Source organism: Allobosea sp. BE125 (assembly GCF_031456075.1).
GTDB lineage: Bacteria > Pseudomonadota > Alphaproteobacteria > Rhizobiales > Beijerinckiaceae > Allobosea.
Genome location: NZ_JAVDTY010000002.1, coordinates 370,422 through 389,777, shown reverse-complemented (window position 1 = coordinate 389,777; position 19,356 = coordinate 370,422). Strand labels below are relative to the sequence as shown.

Below are 19,356 nucleotides of genomic sequence, written 5' to 3'. Positions count from 1 at the left end.
CGGGCAATCGATCAGAATCTGCAAATCGGCGCGAGCTATCGATCCCTACGCCACTATCCAAGCCCCGAGCATTCAAAGGCTCACGGCCATGACTCCACGCCGGTCGGCGTCGAAAGCCGTCGCCGATCCACAAGTCATGCGCCCTGATCCCGGCATTGTTGACCAACATGTCGAGCCCCGAGCCGGCCGCGTCGATAGCGGCCATCAGCTTCTTCCAATCGGCTTCATGGAGGCGTCAAGATGGTGCGCCGTGGCCGTAAAGCCCTCGTCACGCTGGCTGCGGCCGAGGTCTCGCATCTCCTAGCCGAACACATCAGCGACATGCACATGCGCGCCGGCACCCGCAAAACGCCGTGCGATCGCAGCTCCCAGGCCACGAACTGCGCCGGTGACGCAGACGGATGAGTTGCGGAACTTCGGCTCGGTCATGCCGGATACCGTTTGGTGAGGGCTGGCCGACGGCGCGGGCTGCTCAAAGCGAAGCTCCGCCACAGACGATGATCTGCTGGCCTGTGATGCTGGCAGCGCCTTCAGAGAGCAGGAACGCCGTCGTCGCCGCGATTTCCTCCGGCTTCACCAGCCGGCCGATCGGCGGCATCTTGGGCGCGACCGATGCCCGTCTTGGGTCTCTGAGCATTGGTGTGTCGGTTGCGCCGGGCGCCACGACGTTCACCGTGATCTGCCGTGGAGCCAACTCGATGGCGAAAGAACGGGCCATGCCTACGACGGCGGCCTTGGTCGCAGCATATTGCGCCCGTCCGGGAGATCCGGCTGCCGTACGGCTGCCGAGCAGGACGATGCGCCCGCCATCCGGCAGCTTTGGCACAAGCGCCTCAACGATCTGTTCTGCCGCGTCGACATGGAGCCGCCACATCGTTCGCGCGTTTTCCGGATCGAGTTCGCCGAGCCGGCCGACGCGCAGGATACCTGCGGCGTGCACGATGGCGTCCAGCGGACCCAGGCCCTCAAGCGCGAGAGCGAGTGCCTCCCTGTCGAAGAGATCGACCGGCGCATGTGCCAGCCCCGGATCTACGAAGGCGGGCGTGCTGCGGCTGAAGCCGACGACGTACCAGCCCTCGGCGAGCAATCGCTTCGCGATCGCCTCGCCGATGCCGGAGCTCACGCCGGTGACGAGCGCGCGTTTCGCGCGCTCGTCCTGTGTCGAAAGCACCTGCGTCATCCGGTGAAGGACCGCGCCTGCGCCCTGATCTTCTCGACGTCGAAGTCGTTGATCTTGTCGATCAGGTCATTGGTGTAGACCTTGGAGAAGTCGGTGATGGCCCAGTCGTTCATCTTCGCCTCCGTGACGAATTCGTCGACCCGGATGCTGCCCATCTTGGCGCCTTGATAAGGCGGCTCATAGAGCTTGATGCGCCGGCTGATCGCCTCCAACACCGACTTCACTGCCTGCTCCTCGCTGGAACCGCGCGGGGCGGTCTCGGGATAGAGCTTGAGGAAGGCTTTCGCGCCGGCCGCGGGGTTCTCCAGGATGAAGCGCGAGGCCTTGGCGGTCGAGCGGCCGAAGCCGATGAAGAGATCGCGCTCGGCCTGGATCCTCTGGCGCAGGCCCATCAGGAACTGGCCGCCGATCATCGGCAGGTTGCTGGGGCGTGCCAGCAGCTCGAGCGGGATGCCGGCGCCGTCAATGATGCCGAAGCCGGTGTCGTAATAGGCGAGGGCGTCGATGGCGCCGCGCTGCAGGGCGACGCCGGCCGGCACGCCCGCGCCGACCGCCGTCCATTTCACGTCCTTGTCGGGGTCGACGCCGAGCGACTTCAGCACGTTGCGGGTGACCGGATATTCGGTGCCGCCGAAGTCGGAGACGCCGATGTTCTTGCCCTTGAGGTCGGTATAGGCCTTGGCGGTCGATCCGGGCTTGACCGCAATGTCCCATTTATAGGGGTAGGTGTACTGGTAGAACCATTGCGCGTTGCCCCATTCGTTCCGGGCCAGGATCGGTAGGGCGTAGGAGGGCACGCCGATGCCGACATCGACGTCGCCCTTGTCTGTGGCGACCTGGACGTTGGCGTTGCCGCCGAGCGCCAGCCCCTGGACCTTGAAGCCTTCCTCGGCATTGTAGCCGAGCGCCTCGCCGATCAGCAGGTTGATAACGCTGGAGTTGAGCGATTTCAGCCCGACGCCGACCTTCACGGTCCGCGTCGCCTGCGCGAAGGACGAGCGCGGTCCCATTGTCAGTGCGGCCGCGAAGGCGCCGCTTGCCAGAAGCCATTCTCTGCGTGTCGTCATGGTTTCTCTCCCTTCTTGCCGATTGGGCCCGATACGCGAGCCGTTACTTGAAGTCATAGAGGCGTTCAGCGTTTTCGCTGAAAATCTTCTTGCGAATAGGCTCGTCAAAAACGCTACAGAGCTCTTCGAACAGTCTTTGCGTGTCAGGCACGATCTCCATCAACGGATGCGGCCAGTCGGTGCCCCAGAGGCAGCGCTCCGGCGCGGCGGCTGCGAAGCGCCGCAGGAACGGCGCCATCTCGTCGCCCTCGCCGCCTGCCGGAAGCGATCGGTAGCTGATCAGCTTGATCCAGCATCGCCCGGTCGCGAGCAGGTCCAGCATCGCCCGCACCGCTTCCTGATCCTCGCCTTCGCGCGGATCGATCCGGCCGCAGTGATCGATCACCACTTCGACGGGCAGATCACGAAGCAGCGCCGCATGCTCCACGATCTGATCGGCGCGCGCGTGGAACTGGATGTGCCAGCCCAACTCCGCGATCATGGTCGCCTGTGCCCGGATAGCGCCGCCGTCGATGCGCTTGTCCGATATGGCGTTGAGTCGGATGCCGCGTACGCCGCCGTCATCAAGCCGGTGGAGATCTGCCACGGTGGTGGTCGCGTCGATGATGGCGATTCCGCGTGCACGATCGCGACCCAGCATCTGCACCGCATCGAGCATCGCTGCATTGTCGGTGCCGTAGCAACCACCCTGCACAACCACCATGCGGTCGACGCCGAGCCGTTCGGCAACCTGGCGATAGGCCGCGGCGGTCGCCTCCTGAGGCGCATAGGAGGGATGACGCGGCAGCGGGAAGCGGTCATAGGGGCCGAAGACATGGAAATGCGTGTCGCATATCCCGACAGCGGCAGGCGCATCGACGCGCCGCGCCGTCGAAGCGTCCATCTCTTTGGCCCCGATGCTCATGCGTAAGCCAGCGCCTGCCGCTTGATCTCCTCCCGATCGAAGCTGTTGATCTCGTCGATCAACTCATTCGTCAGAAAGGCATCGAACGAGCTGATCTTCATGTCGTTCATCTGCGCCTCGATCCGAAACTCCTCCGGATTGATGCTGCCGATCTTCGCGCCGGCATATGGCGGGTCGTAGAGCTTGATGCGTCGTGCCGTCGCGAGGAGCACCGACTTGATCGCATCCTCTTCGCTCGAACCGCGGGGCGCCGCTTCAGGATACATCTTCAGGAAGGCGCGGGCGCCCGCGCGCGGGCTAGCGGCGAGGAACACCGAAGCCTTGGCGACCGACCTACCATAGCCGACCATCAGGTCGCGGTCCTTCGCGATGCATTCGCGCAGCGCCATCAGGAACTGCCCGCCGACCATGGGCACGTTTTTCGGAAGCGGCAGCATCTTGAACGGGATACCGGCGCCTTCGATCTGTCCAAAGCCGGTGTCGTAATAGGCGAGGGCATCGACGGCGCCGCGCTGCAGTGCGACACCGGCAGCGACGCCAGTGCCCACCGCCGTCCATTTGACGTCCCTGTCCGGGTCAAGGCCCAGGCTACGCAGAACGTTCTTGGTGACCGGGAATGCCGTCTCCGCAAAATCCGGCACGCCGATGTTCTTGCCCTTGAGCTCCTCATAGCTCGTCAGCGTCGATTCCGGCTTCACCGCCACGTCCCATTTGTAGGGATAGGTATACTGGTAGAAGTGGATCGCCTTGCCCCACTCGCCCTTGGCCAGGATCGGCAGGGCAAAGGAGGGCACACCGGTCGAGATGTCGGAATCGCCGCGATCGATGGCGACCTGAGCGTTCGAGACGCCGCCCACCGTCATGAACTGCGCCTTGAAGCCCTCGGCCGCGTTGTAGCCGAGTCCTTCGCCGATGAGCAGGTTGACCAGGTTCGGCGCGATCGTCTTCTGACCGATCGCTACCTTCACGGTGCGGGCCGGCTGGGCGAACGCCGAGCGGGCCGGCAGGGCCAGCGCCGCCGCGACGGCGCCACTGGCGAGAAGCCATTCTCTGCGTGTGACCATGATGTTCCTCCCGTTGTGGCTTATTGCTTTTGGTCGTCTAGGTTTGGGCGGTTACTTGCGGCCGCGCTCGCCCCAGTGGACGATCTTCTTTTCCAGCCCGCGTACGATGGCGTGGAGCAGGATTCCCATGGCGCCGAGGATGACGAGCGCGGCGAAGACGCCTGCCACGTCGGTCACCGCCTGCGCCTGGGTGATGACGACGCCCATGCCCTGCTGCGCGCCGAGGAACTCCGCGACGATGGTGCCGAGCAGCGCATAGACCACCGCCATGTCGAGACCGGCGAAGATGAAGGGCGCCGCATTGGGCAGCTTGACAATGCGGTAGGTCTCGAAGCGCGAGGCCGAGAGCGAGCGCATCAAGTCGATGCGTTCGGGCTCGACGGCGCGCAGGCCGGTGAAGCTGTTGATCAGCATCGGGAAGAAGGCGAGCAGCGCCGAGATCGCGATCTTGGAACCGTCGCCGAAGCCGAACCAGATCACGATCAGCGGTGCGATCGCAACCTTGGGCAGGCTCTGCAGTGCGAAGGCATAGGGCATGATCAATTTCTCGATCAGCCGGCTCTCTGCCATGAGGGAGCCCAGCGTCAGACCCAGCGCTGAGCCGAGAAATAGGCCGATGGCGGCATTCTTGAGTGTGCCCCAGAGCGGCAGGTAGTAGCCGAGCGGGCTCGACGGGCTGACCGCGATGCCCGACCACAGCGCCTTCCAGACCGCCAGCGGCGTCGGCAGGATGTAGGAGGGCACTTCGAGATACTTCACCGCCAGCGACCAGCCGCCGAACAGGACGACGAGGCCGACCAACGTGATCGCTGTGCCGTTGACGCCCTTACCGTCCTTGGCTTTGGCCTTAGGCTTCGTGGCAGCGCGCTCGATCGAGACGCTGTCTGCAATGATGGTGGTCTGTGCTTGGCTCATCACTCGTCTCCCGATGCGTTCAGAAGCCCGCGGATTTCCTTGGCCAGCGCTGGATAGGCGGGATGGCTGATGATGGTGTCGTTGCTGCGCGGGCGCGGGATCGGCACTTCGAGCTCGCGGATGACGCGGCCCGGTCTTGCCGACATCACGACGACGCGGTCGGCGAGGAAGATCGCCTCCGAGATCGAATGGGTGATCAGCAGCACGGTCTTGCGGCTGGCCTGCCAGATGCGCTGCAATTCGAGGTTCATGCGCTCGCGGGTGAGCGCGTCGAGGGCGCCGAAGGGCTCGTCCATCAAGAGGACGCGGGGTGAGCGCACTAGGGCACGGCAGATGCCGGCGCGCTGCTGCATGCCGCCGGAGAGCTCATAGGGGAAACGCTCGCCGAAATCCTTGAGGCCGGCGACATCGAGCAACCGGTCGATATCCTCGGCCTGCCCAACCTGCTTGCCGCCGACGCGCAGCGGCAAGGCGATGTTCTCGCGCACGGTCAGCCAAGGCAGGAGGTTCGCGGCCTGGAAGACGACGCCTACGTCCCGCGAGGGGCCGGAGATCGTCTTGCCGTCGAGCGCGGCCGTGCCGGTGTCGTAGTCGTCGAGCCCGGCGAGGATGCGCAGCAAGGTCGACTTGCCGCAGCCCGAAGGGCCGACGACGCAGACGAATTCGCCATCCTTGATATCGAGGTTGATATTCGACAGCGCATGCACGCTGCCGCCGGCATAGGTCTTGTCGAGGCCGCGGATGCGGATCAGGTCATGCTGCGGCGAAGACGCCGTATTCAGCGGGTGGATTTGAGCGAGTGCAGGCATCTGCGGTCTCCCTGTTCTTGGTCTTGCTGTTCTTGGTCTTGTTCAGGCTTGGGTCTTGTTCAGGTTTGAGCCGCCCAATCGGGCTCAACGCGGACGTATTTGATGGCGCGGCGGAAATAGGTGAAGGCGATGTGCAGCGCCCCGTCCGGCGTCCGCGTGATCGAGGGATAGGAGAACTCGCGGTTGAGCTGGTCCTTGGAGTTGTTGGTCATGCAGAAGCCGTCGCCGGTTTCGAGGTCGCGCATCACCGGCCAGCTCCGGCCGTCATCGGCGGACAGCGCCAGCGTCATCGGCGCACGCGGCGCGCCCCAGAAGGCGGTGCGATGCGTCGCTGCCGGGGCGGGGGCGGCCTCGGCTTGTGGCGCGGCGTCTTCCTCGTCTTCGATGTCGTCATAGAGGCCGGTGCGCCGGTCGGTCGCGTCGGCCGCGCTGGAGTGGTTGAAGACGAGCGCGATGCGGCCGTCGGCCAGCACGGTCGCCTGGATCGAGGAGTTGTTGTTGGGCAGCACGGTGGGCTCGGGCGGCGTCCAGTTGCGGCCGTCGGTCGAGCGGCTGGCATAGATGAAATCGGCCCAGCGGCTGCGATAGAGCGCAAGCAGCCCATCCTCGGTCTTCAGCACGTTCATATGCACGCAGCCGGTCGAGCCGGGCACGGCATGCTCCACCCAGCTCTTGCCGGCGTCGGAGGAGACGCGCACTGCGCTGATGTCGTGGTCGCCGACCCATTTGGCGCCGGGCACGCTGATGCAATGGAACACCGGGATCACCCAATCGCCATTGTCGAGTACGACGGGAGGCTGGCGCACGAACAGGCCGTGGCCCTTGGGCGCCTCGAACAAGGTCTCGATCGGCCCCCATGTCAGACCATGATCATGCGAGACGCGCTTGCGCACCAGCGCCGTGTCCTGGTTGCCGGAGATCTGCGCGGTCCAGATCAGCCAGAGCTCGCCATTGGGCGTGGTGAAGAGGATCGGGTTCTGCTCGGAGCGCGCCGGATCGTCGGAGAGCTTGACCGGGGCCGACCAGCGCTCGCCGCCCTTGGGCAAGCGCGAGAAATAGGCCGAGATGTCCGGAATGCCTTCCTGCGTGCCGCCGAACCAGACGATGGCGAGATCGCCATTGCCGAGCACGGCGATGTTGGCCGCATGGTTCTGGACGCAAGGAGAGGGCAGATAGGCCTCGATGCGCTGCGCATCGCCCTCGCGCGGATGCAGGATGCCGCTGCGCTCGGAGAGGCCGGCAGGTGCGATATCGCTTGAATGGGCTCCCATTTCGGAAGGCCTCCTTTGGGTCTGCGCGGGCGTTTCGCCCCGTGGTCCGGCGCCGCTGTCGATGCGGCTCAGTCGATCTTGATGGCCGCCGCTTCGATGACCGCCTTCCAGCGGGTGGTCTCGGAGGCGATGTAGGCAGCGAATTCGTCGGGGCCGAGCGCAACCGCGATGGCGCCGACCTCGTCCATCTTCCTGGCCGTCTCCGGCTTCTGCATGAAGCTGCGGATCTCGGCCGAGAGCTTGTCGATCACGGGCTTAGGTGTCCCCGCGGGAGCGACGAAGCCGTGCCAGGCGACGGCCTCGAAGCCGGGCAGGTATTCCGACAGCGCCGGCAGGTTGGGATCGAAGGCGGCGCGCTTGGCGGTCGCGGTCGCGATCAGGGCGAGCTTTCCGCCCGCCGCCTGCGGCAGCAGCAGCGGCACATTGTCGAAGGCGAGATCGATATTGCCGCTGATGAGGTCTGTGACCATCTGGCTCGAGCCGCGATAGGGCACATGCGTCATCTGCGTGCCGGTCATCTGCTTGAACAATTCGGCGGCCAGATGCTGCGAGGTGCCGACGCCGGCCGAGCCGAAGGAGACCTTGTCCGGATTGGCCTTGAGATGGGCGATCAGCTCCGGGACGGTGCGGGCCTTGATCTTGTCGGGGTTCACCACGAGCACGTTCGGAACCATGCTGATCTGGGCGATGGGCAGGAGATCCTGCGCTGGGCGATAGGACAGCTTCGCCCCGTAGAGCGTCGGGTTGATCGAGAGGCCCGAGGTCGAGGCGAGGCCGAGGATGCTGCCGTCCGGTGTGCCTCGCGCGATCCGCGTGAGCCCGACGATCGAGCCGGCGCCGCCGACATTCTCGGTCACGAAGGGCTGGCCCCAGCTCTTCTGCAGATGCTCGCCAACCATACGGGCGAAGATGTCGGCGGTGCCGCCGGCCGAGAAGGGCACGATCATGCTGACCGGCTTCGACGGGTAACCAGCGCCTTGCGCGAAAGCGGGAGCCGGGCTGAGCAGGAGGCTCACTGCAGCCAGGACGTCGCGGCGGTTCATCTTTATGCTCCCTTGCATCGTTTTTGTTCGTATCGCGTCGTTCGGTCGTTCACGTCCTCGTCAGTCGCTGAGGACCTTGCCTGGATTCATCAGCCCCTGCGGATCGAGCAGCCCCTTGACCTGCCGCAGCAGGGCCATTTCGCGCGGCGCCGTCACATGGTTGAGGCGCTCCTTGTTGGCGATGCCGATGCCGTGCTCGGCGCTGATGCTGCCGCCGAGCGCGGCTGTCTCCTCGTCGACGGCGCGGTTGATCGCGCTGACGATGGGGGCGAGCGTCTCGCGCTGGTCGGCGGCGATGCCGGGCAGGATGGCGAGCACATGGATGTTGCCGTCGCCGAGATGGCCATGCATGACGATGCGCGCCTCGGGCCGGATCGCCGCGATGCGCGCCTCGACCCGGCGCACGAATTCGGCCTGATGTTCGAGCGGCACGGCGCTGTCATGCGAGACGACGTAGCCGGCGCGCTTGGAGCCTTCCGAGACGCTGTGGCGGATGGCCCAGAGCGCGGCGGCCTGGGCTTCGCTCGAAGCGACGAGGGCGTCGCCGATCAGTCCGCGCTCGAAGGCCGAGGCCAGCATCGCTTCCATCTCGGCGGAGAGGTCGATGCCGCGCAGCGTGTCGACGAGCTCGATCAGCACGAACCAGGGCGCGTCGGGCGCGAAGGGGATCGCGATATGGGGCACATTCTCGGCGATGACCTCGACCTGCCCGCGCGACATCACCTCGAAGGCGCCGAGCCGGTCGCCGAGCTCGGTACGGGCCAGTGCCAGGAGATCGAGCACCGCCTCGATATCCTCGGCCTTGGCCAGCGCGACGCTGCGCTGGCGCGGGCGCGGGAACAGTTTCAGCACCGCGCCGGTGATGATGCCGAGCGTGCCCTCGGCGCCGATGAAGAGCTGCTTGAGATCGACCCCGGTGGAATCCTTGCGCAGGCTCGTCATCAAATCGAGCACGGAGCCGTCCGGCAGCACGGCTTCGAGCCCGAGGGTGAGCTCGCGCGTCGTGCCGTAGCGCAGCACGGCCGTGCCGCCGGCATTGGTCGAGAGGTTGCCGCCGATCTGGCAGGAGCCCTCGGCGCCGAGGCTCAAGGGGAACAGGCGGTCGGCCGCCTCGGCCGCCTTCTGGACATCGGCGAGGATGCAACCGGCATCGACCGCGATCGAATCGCCGAGCCGGCTGATGGCGCGGATCCTGTTCATGCGGTCGAGCCGCAGCACGACATTCGGGCGCCCACCGACCGGTGTCGCCGCGCCGCACATGCCGGTATTGCCGCCCTGCGGGACGATGGCGAAGCCGAGCTCGGCGCAGAGCTTGACGATAGCCGCGACCTCGGCGGTGCTTGCCGGCTTCACGATCGCCTCGGCCGTGCCGCGATAGCGCCCGCGCCAGTCGACGAGATAAGGCTCCTGGTCGCCGTCGGGGCCGATGATATGCCGCGCCCCGACGATCGCCGCGAGGCGCTCGACGATCATGGGCGTGGCATGGACTGTCATCGCTTCTCTCCCTGTTCGCGTCCGGCGAGCGGCGCTCAGTAGGCGGCTTCGTAGAGGGCCAGGATCTCGTCGCGGCTGATGTCGCGCGGGTTGTTGTCGAGCAGGCGACGAATGGCGTGAGCCTCGCTCGCCATGGCCGGCAGGTCGTCGCGCGGCACGGAGAGACGCGACAGCTTCATCTCGCAGCCGAGTTCGGCGCAGTAGCGATGGGCGCCCTCGAACACCTCCTCCTGCCGGGCCGAGGCCTTCAGCCCGAGCGCGGCGAGGATCGCGGCGGTCTTCTCCGGCACGGCCGGCGCGTTGAAGGCGAGCGTATGCGGGAAGATCAGCGCATTGGCAGCGCCATGGGCGATATGGTGGCGCGTGCCGAGCGGATAGGCGACGGCGTGGCCGGCGGCCGTGTTGACCGGGCCAAGGCAATAGCCGCCATAAAGCGAGGCGAGCGACAGGCCGGCGCGGGCCTCGATGTCGGAGCCGTCGGCTATGGCACGGCCGAGGAAGCGGCCGACCAGGCGCACGCCCTCGAGCGCATACATGTCGATCAGCGGATGCGCCTTCAGGCTGGTGAAGGCCTCGACGCAATGGGCCATGGCATCGACGCCGGTCGCGGCGGTCACAGCCGGCGGCAGGCTCAGCGTCAAATCTGGGTCGATCACCGCGATGTCGGCGAGCATGTGCAGGCTCTGCACGGCGAGCTTGTTCTGCGTCCTGGGGTCGGTGACCAGGGCGCGCGTTCCGGCCTCGCTGCCGGTGCCCGAGGTGGTCGGCACCTGCATCAGGGCCGAGCGCTTGCCGGCGACCTTCTCGGGGCCGATGACCTCCTGGAGAGACTGGCCGGAGCCCGGCAGGACCGCGACGAGCTTGGCGAGGTCCATGGCGCTGCCGCCGCCGAAACCGATGACGAGGTCAGGCTTCACCCGCTCGGCGACGGCAAGCACTGCCTCGAGATTGGGAATGTCCGGCTCGGGGCGGACCTCGCCGAAGATCGTGACCTCGCCGGTCAGTCCGAGCAGATCGACGCGGGCAGCGTTGAAGGCATCCGCCACGACGAGGATGCGCGAGAGCCCCTGGGCCGCAGCCCAGCGCCCGGCGAGCGGGGCCGTGCCGGAGCCGAACTCGATGATCTTCGGCCGCGTGATCGCGATCGGCGTGGCGAGGCTCGCAATGGCGATCTGGCTGGGCGCGTGGATGTTCATGGTCGCCTCCCTTCGTGCTTTTGGCTTTTGGCTTTTGGCGCTTTCAGCTTTGGCGCTATCAGGCCGCGCGGTCGGCGCTGAGGCCGCGCGCCGCCGCCAGTTTTTCGGCGTATTCGATCGCCTCGATCAGGCTGAGCTCGTTGGCGATGCCTTTGCCGGCAATGTCGAAGGCGGTGCCGTGATCGACGGAGGTCCGCACGATCGGCAGCCCGAGCGTGATGTTGACGCCCGAGAGCGAATCCCAGGTGCCGGTTTCCGGATTCACGTTGAAGCCAAGGAGCTTGACCGGGATGTGGCCCTGGTCGTGATACATCGCGACGACGGCGTCGTACTGGCCGGCGCGCAGCTTGACGAAGACCGTGTCGCCCGGCACCGGCCCGACCACGTCGAGGCCGTCGGCGACCGCTTTGGCGATGGTTGGCGCGGAGACCTCGTCATCCTCGCGGCCGAACAATCCACCTTCGCCGGCATGGGGGTTGAGCGCGGCGACGGCGATCTTGCGCCGGCCGAGATCGAGTGCGGAAAGCGCCTCGTCGGTGCGGTCGAGCACATAGCGCAGCCGCTCCGGCGTCAGCTTGGCGGGCACGTCCTTGAGAGCGACATGGGTGGTGACATGGCTCACCCGCATGCCGCCATGGGCGAGCATCATCACCGAGCCCTTGGCGCCGGTCAGCGTCGCCAGCATGTCGGTATGGCCGGCGAATTTGTAGCCGGCCTTGTTCAGCGCCTCCTTGTTCAGCGGCGCCGTGACGATACCGCCGATGCGGCCGGCCTGGGCGAGCTTCACGCCCTTCTCGACTGCGAGATAGGCGAAGCGACCGCCATCGGCGGAGAGCACGCCCGGGCGGATCGGCTCGCCCTCCGGCCCCGCCTGCAGACAGGCGAGATGCGGCCAGGCCTCGCTCTCCGAAGCTTCGGGAATGGCGATGTCGGCGCCGAGCAGGCGGCGCGCCTCGGCAAGCGCGGGATTGCTGCCGATGACGAGCAGGCGCAGATCGCCGCTCGCCAGCCTGTCCTTCAAAGCGAGGCAGGCCTTGACGATGATCTCGGGGCCGACGCCGGCGGGATCGCCCATGGTGATGGCAAGGTGAGGTTTCATGCTGCCGCTCCGGCAAAGGCCGCGATCCGGGTCGCGGCGAGCTGTTGAAGAAGGTCCGGCGCGCCGAAGGCGCCCGATTTCGAGATCACGGCCACGCCATCCCAGCGGCCGCCGCGCATGATCGAGCGCGGCACGCCCGGCATGATCTCGCCGGTGACGTCGAGGCGCTCAGCACCGAGGCTCTCGCAGATACCGCGCAAGGTCTCGCCGCCTGCGGCGAAGAGCGTGTCCGGGCGGTCGAGGTCCTGCAGGAGGGCGGCCAGCCTTGCGTCGATCAGCGCGGCGGCGTCGCGTCGCGAGGTGCCGTCCGGCAACGCGACGCTTGCGAAGACGATGCCGTCACTGGTGAGGCGCCGGGCGATTTCGGCATTGCTGGCGGGACCCAGAACGCTATGAAGCGGGCCGAGCCGGTCGAGCTGCTCGCCGATCGCTGCATGGTCGGAGCCGACGAGCCCGAGAACCTTGCCTGCGAGCGGGCGGTCATCGATCTGCCGGACGATGCCGGCTGCCCGCGCGAGCGCCGCCGCCAGCCCCGCGCTGCCGACCCAGAGCACGTCGTCGAGCCCGGGAGTGGTCGCGATGATGGCGTCGAGATCGGCGTCGGTCTCGACATCCCAGAGGCTGATGCCCGGGGGCAGGGCATCTCCCGGAACGGCCTGCGTGACGGGCTGGCCCGCCGCTGCAAGCCCGGCGGCGAGATCGGCGGGCACCGGGCGCCATTCGCCATTCGCCCAGGCGCATTGCCTGCCGGCGCGCGTGATCCGGCGCTGCGCCGGGAAGGCCGGGGCGATGATGCAATGGGCCGGGCGCAGCAGGTCGAGGATCGCGGCGATCTCGGCGACCTCCTGTCCACGCAACAGGCTGTCGATCTTCTTATAGGCGAGGCCCGAGCCGCGCGCCCACAAGGTGGGAGCGATCGCGGCGACGGCGTTGCGGGCTTCCTCCGCCGAGATCTCGCGGCTGCGGCTGTCCATGGCGATGGCGCCCTTTGCGGGAGCCTCGCCACGCCAGCACACCGCGACCGGCTCGGCGGACGAACCGAACGCGGCCGCGCTGTCGAGCGCGCCGGTCAGGTCGTCAGCCAGGAGCCGGAGCGGTGCCATCTCAGCTCGCCTTCACCGCCGCAAGCAGTGCCTTGGAGCCTCGCACCACGATCGTGGTGTCGTTGGCGACGCCGACGAAGTCGATACCTTGCGCGACGCGCCGCACGGCCTCGGCCTCGTTATTGGTGAGGTAGCCGGCCGGCTTGCCGATGGCCTTCAGGCGGCGGAAGCCGTCATCGATCGCGGCCTGGACCTCGGGATGTTGCGTGTTGCCGAGATGGCCCATCGAGGCGGCGAGGTCCGCGGGGCCGATGAAGACGGCGTCGACGCCGTCGACGGCCGCGATCTTCTCGATATCGGCCAGCGCCTCGATCGTCTCGATCTGCACGATGACGCAGATCTCCTGCTGCACCTTGGCGAAATAGTCGGTGATCAGGCCATAGGCCGCCGCGCGCGAACTGCCGGAGACGCCGCGCACGCCATGGGGCGGATAGCGGGTGTAGCTGACGGCGCGGGCGGCTTCCTCGGCATTCTGGACATAAGGGAAGAGCAGGGTCTGGGCGCCTAGATCGAGCACGCGCTTGACCAGCACCATGTCGTTCCAGGCCGGGCGGATGATCGCTTCGGCGGGCAGCGCCGACATCGCCTGCAACTGGGCGACGACATCGCCGGGCTCATTGGGGCTGTGTTCGGTGTCGATCAGGATCCAGTCGAAGCCGACCTGCGCGAAGAGCTCGGTGAGGGTGGGGCTGGCCAGCGTCGAGAAGATGCCGAGCATCTGCCGCTTGCCGAGATCGCGCTTGAAACCGTTCGTCCTGACGTCAGCCATCATCCACCTGCTGAAAGACACCCATCGGGGCAGCGGATCACGGAAAGCGGGCGGTTGCGCCGTAGCGCACGGTCCTTGGGATGCCTCCATGAGCCGGCCTCTTCGGGCCTTGACGGGGTTGAACATCATCCAGTCGAATATGTCAACATGTTGTAATTTGTATGTCGATATGGGCCCTCAGCGGCGTTTTGACCGAGTGATTGACTGATTTGTAAATAGTTGTAAGCATGCGGCTATGGATCAGACTTTAGGCAAGCCGGCGCGTTCCGCTGACGCCATTCCGCCCTCGCCATTGGTGCAGCGGGTGCATCATCAATTGCGCGCCCGGATCGCCTCGGGCGAATACGCCAGCCATTCGCGACTGCCCGGCGAGCACGACCTGTCGGCGATCTACGGCGTGTCGCGGCCGGTGGTGCGCGAGGCGCTGCGCCGCCTGCGTGAGGACGGGTTGATCTTTTCCCGCCAGGGTGCGGGCACCTTCGTGCGCGGGAGCGAGGCGGAGCAGGGCAGGGCGCTGGCCTTCGCGCCGGTCGGCACGATCGCGGATGTGCAGCGCTGCTACGAGTTCCGGCTCGAGGTCGAGCCGGCCAATGCCTTCTACGCCGCCAAGCGCCATAATCCGGCGGCGCTGGAGGCCATCGGCAGCGCCTTCGAGCTGTTGCGCGACACGACCCATGCGCATCGCCATCGCGAGGATGCCGACTACGCCTTCCACATCGCGATAGCGGAAGCGGCGAACAACTACTTCTTCCTGTCGTCGATGCAGGCGCTGAAGGACCACATCAATGTCGGCATGAAGCTGCACGGTCTTTCGCTGCTCGGACCGGCGGGGGGCCTTGCCGGCGTGCTGGACGAACATGCACTCATCTTCGCAGCGATCGGCGCCCGCGACGCCGAGGCGGCGCGGGATGCGATGCGCATGCACATCAAGGGCTCCTATGACCGCTTGTTCGAAGGGCGGGTCCTGGACCTGGCTTTGTAAGTCAGCGCTCGCGCGTGCTGTCCCTCATGACGATCTCGGCCGGCAGATGGACCTCGCGGCTTGCCAGCTGACGGCCTTCGATCAGATCGATCAGCATCGTGGTCGCACGCGCGCCGATCTCGCTGCGGGCCTGGTGCACGGTGGTGAGGGCAGGGTTGTAGGCGCCGGCGAACTCGATGTCGTCGAAGCCGGCGATCGAGATCGCCTCCGGTACTGAGAGGCCCGCGGCGGTAAAGCCCCGGATCAGGCCCATCGCCATGGCGTCGTTGCTGGCGAAGACCGCGTCGGGAAGCTCGGCAAGCGACAGATAGGCGGTCGCTGCCGCCTCGCCCGTGGCCAGTGTGTAATCGCCCGGGCACACCAGAGCGGGGTCGGGGGCGAGGCCCCGCGCCGCCAACGCATCCCGATAACCGGCGAAACGGTCATGCTCCAGGATGTTGTTGGGCGGGCCGGAGACATAGCCGATGCGGCGATGCCCCAATTGCAGCAGTCGCTCCGTCATCGCTCGCGCCGCCTCGCGGTTCGCGGTCTCGACATAGGGGATATCGGAGCCCGGGATGCGCTCGCACAGGCTGACCGTCGGTACGGCCAGGCGGCGGCGCCCTCCCGTAGGGGCGGGCAGAAGACGCCCGTTCAGCAGCAGGAGGCCGTCGACCCAGCCGGCCTGGGCGAATTCGGCATGGTCGCGCTCGCGCTCGGGATCATTGCCGGTATCGGCGATCACCAGCCTGTAGCCATGCTGGTGCAAGGTGTCGGAGATGCCGCGCAGCACCAGCGAGAAGAAGATATTGGCGACGTCAGGCACGACGGCGAGCACGGCATGGGTGCGGTTGGTGCGCAGATTGCGGGCCGCGACATTGAGCACATAGCCTGTCTCCAGCACCGCCTTTTCCACGGCTTCGCGTGTCTTCGGCTTCACCTGGTCGGGGGTGGCGAGGGCGCGGCTCACAGTGGCGGTCGAGACGCCCGCCCGCCTGGCGACGTCGTCGATCCTCGGTTTTCGCAGCCGTTCGTCCATCACGATTCCTAGGGCGTTTTCGAGCGAAGCGGATACCGGTTCGCGTGAAGAAAACGCGTTAAAACAATAGCCTAGAACAGTTTCCGATCCAACTGGATCGGACGTTGCTCCGGCCTCGATCTGCCCTATCGTTATCCCGGCGGCCTGCCAAGACGGCATCTCGGAACGGCTTGACAGGCGTCGTCCCTGTGGCAGTATGGAAAAAAATGTAATCGATTACAAATCGAAATCGCAGCGCGCCCGGACACGGGTTCAACGACGATGCGAATACAGGGAGGACAGGACCATGAAGCTCAAGCCTTGCTTGACGGCTCTCGCCTTGGCGTGCGCGGCCGGCGCCTCGTTCCAGGCGAATGCCCAGGAGATGAAGGCTGAGGTCATCCATTGGTGGACCTCGGGCGGCGAGTCTGCGGCGGTGAAGGTTTTCGCCGAACAATTCGCGAAAGCGGGCGGCACCTGGGTCGACACGGCGATCGCCGGGGGCGTCAATGCCCGCACCGCCGCCATCAACCGCGTCGTCGGCGGTACGCCGCCCACCGCCATGCAGTTCAACACCGGCAAGCAGTTCGACGAGCTGGTCGAGAACGATCTGCTGCGCGATGTCGACCAGATCGCGACCGAGCAGAAGTGGAAGAGCTTCATGCCTCAGGCGATCATCGACGCCACCAGCCGCAACGGCAAGATGTATGCGGTGCCGGTCAATATCCACGGGCAGAACTGGTTGTGGCTGTCCAAGGCCGCGCTCGAGAAGGCCGGCGCCTCCGAGCCGGCGAACTGGGACGAGGCGCTCGTCGCACTTGAGAAACTCAAGGCCGCGGGCCTGATTCCGCTGGCCTTCAGCGGCCAGAAGGTCTGGGAGCGCGGCCTCTTCAATGCCGTTCTGGTCGGCAAGGGCGGCACCGCGCTCTGGGCGTCGATCCATGGCAAGCGCGACCCGGCCGCGGCCAGGAGCCCCGAATTCAGGGCGGTCGCCGAGACCTATGGCAAGCTGCGCGGCTATATCGACCCGGGCGCACCCGGACGGAACTGGAACGACGCCACCAATCTGGTGATCCAGGGCAAGGCCGGCATGCAGATCATGGGGGACTGGGCCAAGGGCGAGTTCGCCGCGGCCGGCCAGATAGCGGGCAAGGAGTTCGGCTGCGCCATTCTCTCGAACGAGGGCGGCTATGTGATGGGAGGCGACGTCTTCGCCTTTCCCAAGCTCAAGGACCCGGCCCAGCAGAAGGCGCAATTGGTCCTCGCCAAGGTGATGCTCGAGCCGGAAACGCAGATCCGCTTCGCCCAGAAGAAGGGCTCGATCCCGGTCCGCCTCGATCTCGATGTCAGCTCCCTCGACGCTTGCGCCCAGAAGGCGGTGAAACTCCTGGAGGACAAGAAGCATCAGGTCGCCGCCCAGGAGATGCTCTCGCCCCCCGCCCTGACCGGCGCGATGGAGGATGTGATCTCGCAATATTGGAACACGCCGGCGATGACCGCCGACGCCTTCATGACGAAAGTCGCCGACGTGCTGAAGCAGCCTTTCTGAAGGCCGGTCCGGACCTTCGCGTCCTCATCGCCCTCGCCTGGACAGGCGAGGGCGGCTCCAGGGCGGCCCTGGAGCATCACCCAACCCCTTAATCACTCGGCGGCGGAGCTTTGCCATGCCCCTCGTGAGACATCGAACCGCGTCCAGGCTCGCAGCGGGCCTCGCTCTGTCGCCGGCGCTGCTGGTCCTCGTCGTGGTCTATCTCGGCTGCACGGCCTGGACCGTATGGATCTCGCTGACATCGTCGCGGATGCTGCCGAATTCCACCTTTGTGGGCTTGCGCCAATACGCCTCGCTGATGGGCAATGAGCGCTGGCAGGTTTCGGTCGCCAATCTCGCCGTATTCGGCTCGCTGTTCCTGATCGCGAGCCTGGCGCTGGGCTTCCTGCTGGCGGTGGCGATCGATCAGCGCGTGCGGGCCGAGAACACGCTGCGCTCGATTTTCCTCTACCCCTATTCGATGTCGTTCATCGTCACCGGCCTGGTCTGGCAGTGGCTGCTGAACCCGAGCTTCGGCATCGAGAAGATGGTCCGGGACTTCGGCTTCCCGTCCTTCCGCTTCGACTGGATCGTGCGCCAGGACATGGTGATCTACACGCTGGTCTTCGCTGCCGTCTGGCATGCGGCGGGTCTGGTCATGGCGATCATGCTGGCGGGCCTGCGCGGCATCGACGAAGATATCTGGAAGGCGACCAGGATCGACGGCCTGCCGCCTTGGCGGGTCTATCTCTCGATCGTGATCCCGATGCTCGGCGCGAGCTTCGCCACCGCTGCCGTCCTGCTCGCGACCAGTGTGGTGCGCCTCTACGACCTCTCCGTCGCGATGACCAATGGCGGTCCCGGCGTCGCCTCTGAGGTGCCGGCCAAGTTCGTCATGGACCACCTGTTCGAGCGCGGCAATCTCGGCCTCGCCACAGCGGCCGCGACCTCGATGCTGATCACGGTTGCGGCCGTGGTCGCACCCTGGCTGGTCTGGCAGAGCCGCCGGACGCGGAGGGCGCACGCATGACCGCGATCGCCACGATCACGCCTGCGATCACCCAACCCGCCGGCATGCGGCCGCGCCGGCTGACGCCCGCCCGCATCGGCATCTACGCCTTCCTGATCGTGACGGCGCTGTTCTTCCTGGCGCCGCTCTATGTGATGCTCGTGACCTCGCTCAAGCCGATGGAGGAGATCCGCCTCGGAGCGATCCTGGCCCTGCCGCGCGCGCCGACCCTGGAGCCCTGGGTCAAGGCCTGGTCGGCGGCCTGCACCGGCTTGAGATGCGACGGCATCAGCGTCGGCTTCGCCAATTCCGTGAAGATCCTGGTGCCGTCCGTCGTCGCCTCGATCGCGGTGGGCTCGCTCACCGGCTACGCGCTGTCCTTCTGGAAGGTGCGCGGGGCAGGCCTACTCTTCGGCGCCCTGATGATCGTGGCCTTCGTGCCCTACCAGATCTTCATCTACCCGCTGGTGCGCGTCTTCGCCTTTGCCGGGATCAACAACTCGATCCTCGGCATCGTGCTGATCCACACCATCTTCGGCCTGCCGACGATGACGCTTTTGTTCCGCAACTACTTCGCCTCACTGCCGCAGGAATTGTTCAAGGCGGCGCGCGTCGACGGGGCGGGCTTCTTCCGCATCTTCTGGTCGGTGATGCTGCCGATGGCGACGCCGATGCTGATCGTCGCCGTCATCCTGCAGGTTACGGGTATCTGGAACGACTTCATTCTCGGGCTGATCTTCGCCGGCCGCGAGAACCTGCCGATGACGGTGCAGCTCAACAACATCGTCAACTCCACCCAGGGCGAGCGCGCCTACAACGTCGACATGGCCGCCACCATCCTCACGGCGCTCGTCCCGCTCGCCGTCTATTTCGCCTCCGGGCGCTGGTTCGTGCGCGGCATCGCCGCCGGCGCGGTGAAAGGCTGA

General features: G+C 66.4%; 18 protein-coding genes. 4 read left to right on the top strand and 14 right to left on the bottom strand.

Translation table 11 applies throughout. The features are described 5' to 3' along the window. Nucleotides 1-472: 472 nt before the first annotated feature. From J2Y55_RS07150 to J2Y55_RS07090, 13 genes are all read right to left on the bottom strand, one after another. A complete protein-coding gene (locus J2Y55_RS07150) occupies nucleotides 473-1,171 on the bottom strand; it encodes an SDR family NAD(P)-dependent oxidoreductase (protein WP_310149834.1) in 699 nt (232 codons plus the stop codon). 5 nt (nucleotides 1,172-1,176) lie between these two features. Further along, on the bottom strand, nucleotides 1,177-2,247 hold the full coding sequence (locus J2Y55_RS07145; RefSeq protein ID WP_310149831.1) for an ABC transporter substrate-binding protein: 1,071 nt from the start codon (nucleotides 2,245-2,247) through the stop codon (nucleotides 1,177-1,179). A gap of 43 nt (nucleotides 2,248-2,290) precedes the next feature. Next, nucleotides 2,291-3,130 carry an amidohydrolase family protein gene (locus J2Y55_RS07140; RefSeq protein WP_310149828.1) on the bottom strand — a complete coding sequence of 280 codons (840 nt, stop codon included), beginning with the start codon at nucleotides 3,128-3,130 and terminating at the stop codon, nucleotides 2,291-2,293. Nucleotides 3,131-3,147: 17 nt separating this feature from the next. Beyond that, entirely contained in the window at nucleotides 3,148-4,215 is a 1,068-nt protein-coding gene (locus J2Y55_RS07135; RefSeq protein ID WP_310149825.1) for an ABC transporter substrate-binding protein, read from the bottom strand. Between the two features lie 51 nt (nucleotides 4,216-4,266). Further along, complete coding sequence (locus J2Y55_RS07130) at nucleotides 4,267-5,130, bottom strand: ABC transporter permease (protein WP_310149822.1); 864 nt, start codon at nucleotides 5,128-5,130, stop codon at nucleotides 4,267-4,269. Next, the gene (locus J2Y55_RS07125; protein ID WP_310149819.1) at nucleotides 5,130-5,939 is read right to left on the bottom strand and encodes an ABC transporter ATP-binding protein; all 810 of its coding nucleotides are present in this window, start codon (nucleotides 5,937-5,939) and stop codon (nucleotides 5,130-5,132) included. Before J2Y55_RS07125 ends, J2Y55_RS07130 begins: the two co-directional genes overlap by 1 nt. Before the next feature lie 59 nt (nucleotides 5,940-5,998). Further along, on the bottom strand, nucleotides 5,999-7,210 hold the full coding sequence (locus J2Y55_RS07120; RefSeq protein WP_310149816.1) for a sialidase family protein: 1,212 nt from the start codon (nucleotides 7,208-7,210) through the stop codon (nucleotides 5,999-6,001). 68 nt (nucleotides 7,211-7,278) lie between these two features. Next, complete coding sequence (locus J2Y55_RS07115) at nucleotides 7,279-8,253, bottom strand: Bug family tripartite tricarboxylate transporter substrate binding protein (protein WP_310149813.1); 975 nt, start codon at nucleotides 8,251-8,253, stop codon at nucleotides 7,279-7,281. Between the two features lie 60 nt (nucleotides 8,254-8,313). Then, a complete protein-coding gene (locus tag J2Y55_RS07110; RefSeq protein WP_310149810.1) occupies nucleotides 8,314-9,747 on the bottom strand; it encodes an FAD-binding oxidoreductase in 1,434 nt (477 codons plus the stop codon). A 35-nt stretch (nucleotides 9,748-9,782) separates the two neighbouring features. Continuing rightward, nucleotides 9,783-10,913 carry an iron-containing alcohol dehydrogenase gene (locus tag J2Y55_RS07105; RefSeq protein ID WP_310150666.1) on the bottom strand — a complete coding sequence of 377 codons (1,131 nt, stop codon included), beginning with the start codon at nucleotides 10,911-10,913 and terminating at the stop codon, nucleotides 9,783-9,785. Nucleotides 10,914-11,001: 88 nt separating this feature from the next. Further along, a complete protein-coding gene (gene pdxA / locus J2Y55_RS07100) occupies nucleotides 11,002-12,042 on the bottom strand; it encodes a 4-hydroxythreonine-4-phosphate dehydrogenase PdxA (protein ID WP_310149806.1) in 1,041 nt (346 codons plus the stop codon). Then, complete coding sequence (locus J2Y55_RS07095; RefSeq protein ID WP_310149801.1) at nucleotides 12,039-13,145, bottom strand: four-carbon acid sugar kinase family protein; 1,107 nt, start codon at nucleotides 13,143-13,145, stop codon at nucleotides 12,039-12,041. Before J2Y55_RS07095 ends, pdxA begins: the two co-directional genes overlap by 4 nt. Nucleotide 13,146: 1 nt before the next feature. Next, nucleotides 13,147-13,914, bottom strand: a complete 768-nt coding sequence (locus tag J2Y55_RS07090) for an HpcH/HpaI aldolase family protein (RefSeq protein ID WP_310149798.1) — start codon at nucleotides 13,912-13,914, stop codon at nucleotides 13,147-13,149. Between the two features lie 235 nt (nucleotides 13,915-14,149). On the opposite strand from J2Y55_RS07090, the gene J2Y55_RS07085 reads away from it, so the two are divergent. Further along, complete coding sequence (locus J2Y55_RS07085) at nucleotides 14,150-14,896, top strand: FadR/GntR family transcriptional regulator (RefSeq protein ID WP_310149795.1); 747 nt, start codon at nucleotides 14,150-14,152, stop codon at nucleotides 14,894-14,896. Between the two features lies 1 nt (nucleotide 14,897). Here the strand turns inward: J2Y55_RS07085 and J2Y55_RS07080 are convergent, their stop codons facing one another. After that, nucleotides 14,898-15,914 carry a LacI family DNA-binding transcriptional regulator gene (locus J2Y55_RS07080; RefSeq protein WP_310149791.1) on the bottom strand — a complete coding sequence of 339 codons (1,017 nt, stop codon included), beginning with the start codon at nucleotides 15,912-15,914 and terminating at the stop codon, nucleotides 14,898-14,900. Between the two features lie 286 nt (nucleotides 15,915-16,200). Between J2Y55_RS07080 and J2Y55_RS07075 the strand changes: the two genes are divergently transcribed. From J2Y55_RS07075 to J2Y55_RS07065, 3 genes are all read left to right on the top strand, one after another. Then, on the top strand, nucleotides 16,201-17,442 hold the full coding sequence (locus tag J2Y55_RS07075) for an ABC transporter substrate-binding protein (RefSeq protein WP_310149788.1): 1,242 nt from the start codon (nucleotides 16,201-16,203) through the stop codon (nucleotides 17,440-17,442). Between the two features lie 115 nt (nucleotides 17,443-17,557). Further along, the gene (locus J2Y55_RS07070) at nucleotides 17,558-18,451 is read left to right on the top strand and encodes a carbohydrate ABC transporter permease (RefSeq protein ID WP_310149784.1); all 894 of its coding nucleotides are present in this window, start codon (nucleotides 17,558-17,560) and stop codon (nucleotides 18,449-18,451) included. Next, complete coding sequence (locus J2Y55_RS07065) at nucleotides 18,448-19,356, top strand: carbohydrate ABC transporter permease (RefSeq protein WP_310149782.1); 909 nt, start codon at nucleotides 18,448-18,450, stop codon at nucleotides 19,354-19,356. Before J2Y55_RS07070 ends, J2Y55_RS07065 begins: the two co-directional genes overlap by 4 nt.